This is a genomic window from Kitasatospora putterlickiae (genome assembly GCF_039527695.1).
GTDB lineage: Bacteria > Actinomycetota > Actinomycetes > Streptomycetales > Streptomycetaceae > Kitasatospora > Kitasatospora putterlickiae.
The window spans coordinates 18692-20919 of sequence record NZ_BAAAKJ010000074.1 but is presented as its reverse complement, the minus strand read 5'-3'; the positions used below and the strand labels follow the sequence as shown (position 1 = coordinate 20919).

General features: G+C 78.2%; 1 protein-coding gene. It reads right to left on the bottom strand.

From position 1 onward, the window contains the following. Positions 1–185: 185 nt before the first annotated feature. Positions 186–1634 carry a type I glutamate--ammonia ligase gene (locus tag ABD308_RS08645; RefSeq protein WP_344330208.1) on the bottom strand — a complete coding sequence of 483 codons (1449 nt, stop codon included), beginning with the start codon at positions 1632–1634 and terminating at the stop codon, positions 186–188. Between the last annotated feature and the right edge of the window lie 594 nt (positions 1635–2228).

Below are 2228 nucleotides of genomic sequence, written 5' to 3'. Positions count from 1 at the left end.
GGCCTCGCGGCGGAGGGCGAGGTACTCCTCGGCCGGCGTGTGCGCGGGCGGGCACCAGCGGCGCACGGCGAGGCCCCCGGCGCGGGCGGGCGGTCGAACTCGGTGGGCAGGCCGGCCGGCGCGGCCGTCAGCGCGCCGTGGCCGTGGTGGTCGACCCAGCGCGGGGACGTCCGCCGGGACGCCGGTCAGTACCGCCAGCGGGTGGCGGCGGCCAGGTCCTCCGGGGTGGCGTCGGCGTACTGCTCGCGCTCGGCCTCGCGGACGGCGAGCACGGCCCCGAAGAGCGGCTCGCCGAGCGCCTCGCGCAGCAGGGCGGAGCGGCGGTAGGCGGCGAGCGCCTCGCCCGGGCCGGACGACAGCCGGGGGACGCCGCCGGGCCCGGCCTGCGCCGGGTCGCCGGTGACCTCCGGGGGCAGCGCGAGCCGCTGGTCCAGCCCGGCGAGGCCGGCGGCGAGCACCCCGCCGACCGCCAGGTAGGGGTTGGCGGTGGCGTCGAAGCACTTGATCTCGGCGTTGGCGGCCGAGGCGCGCTCGCCGGTGGAGCCGGTGACCAGGCGCAGGGCGGCCTCCCGGTTCTCCAGGCCCCAGCACTGGTAGGCGCCGGCCCAGTGCGAGGGGACCAGCCGCAGGTAGCCGGCCGGGCTGGAGCAGCCGAGCACCAGCAGCGCGGGCAGTTCGCCGAGCACCCCGGCCAGGAAGCCCTCGGCCTCGGCGGTGAGGCCGTGCGGGCCCGGTCCGCCGTGGGCGAGGTTGTGCCCGTCCCGCCAGAGGCTGAGGTGGAGGTGGCCGCCGTTGCCGACCCCGCCGGCCTCGACCGCCGGGGCGAAGGAGACCCGCAGGCCGTGCCGGGCGGAGACGGCGCGGATGGTGTGCCGGACCAGGACCGAGGTGTCGGCGGCCTCGACCGGCCCCTCGGGGGCGACCGAGACCTCGAACTGGCCGGGCGCGTACTCGGGGTGGATCTGGAGCACGGTCAGGCCCTGCTCGCCGAGGGCGCGGAGCACGTCGCGCAGGTAGTCGGAGAGCTCGGTGAGCCGCTGCATGCCGTAGGCCGGGCCGGCCGTCGGGTAGCGGGGCTCCTCGTGCGGCGGAGCGGCCAGCGCGGCCACCCATTCGATCTCGATGCCGGCCTTCAGGGTCAGCCCGCGCTCGGCGGCGGCCGCGACCGCGCGGCGGGCGAAGAGCCGCTGGCAGCCCGGGTGCGGGGCGCCGCCCTGGGTGTAGCGGTCCCCCGGCGCCCAGGCCCAGCCCGGCTGGGCGGCGAGCGGGACGATCCGCTCGACGTCGGGGTACAGCCGCAGGTCCCCGGTGGGGCCGCCGATCAGCGGGCTGGTGACGATGGTGTCGTCGGCGAGGAAGACGTCGAAGCAGGGGGCGGCGCCGACGCCCCACTGGGCGGCGTGCACCAGGCCGCCGAGCGGCACGCCCTTGACCCGGGCGACGCCGGCGTTGTCCACCCAGGTGACGGCGACGGCCTCGACGCCGGCGGCCCGCAGCCGTTCGACCGCCGCCTGGGCACGCTCGCCGCGCTCGGAGCGGTCGGCGCGCGGCGGCGCGGCACCGTCGTCGGTGTGCCCGGCCGCCTCGGGGGTGGAGGGCTCGGGACGGTCCGTGGCAACGGCTCCAGAGGTCATGCCCCCATGCTGCCCAGCCCCGAGGGGGCACGGAACTCCCCTATCGGGTGGTCCGAACGGACGTCCGTCCACCGCCTCACCCGCACGGGTGACGGCTCCCGTCGCGGCCGGTGGGATTCCACCGGCCGACGGGATTCCACCCCCTCCACCCCCTTCCTACCGGCCAGTAGCTTCGCTACAGTGTCGGCACGCACCACCGTCGGGCCTCGGGAGCCGCACCGACGGGGGCGCCGTCCGCCGTGCGGGACTCGCGCGGAGCGGCCGGCGCGTGGCGGTGCCTTCGTTCACCGGCCGGTGCCGCGATCGCGGCGTGGCCGGGCTTCTCCTCCTCCGTGTTCAGAGCCGCCTCCCCACGTCGAGCGCCTGAGCACCACGGCACACCCGCGACACCGCCGGAGCGGAACGGCGGCCGCGCGGTGGCCGCAACCGTCATCCCCCCGCCCCCGCGCGCGGACCCTCCTCCGGGGGCGCGCCCTCCGGAGCGCGCGCGGGCCTTCCATGACAAGGAGTCAGGACTGATGGAGCGTCCCTTCCCCACGGTGGCCGTGGTCGGCCTCGGCACGATGGGCGCCGGCGTCGCGGTCGCGGTCGCCG

What these genes read in the sequence shown, in the direction of transcription:
- ABD308_RS08645 (WP_344330208.1), bottom strand. Translation starts at nt 1,634, where the DNA reads ATGACCTCTGGAGCCGTTGCCACGGACCGTCCCGAGCCCTCCACCCCC.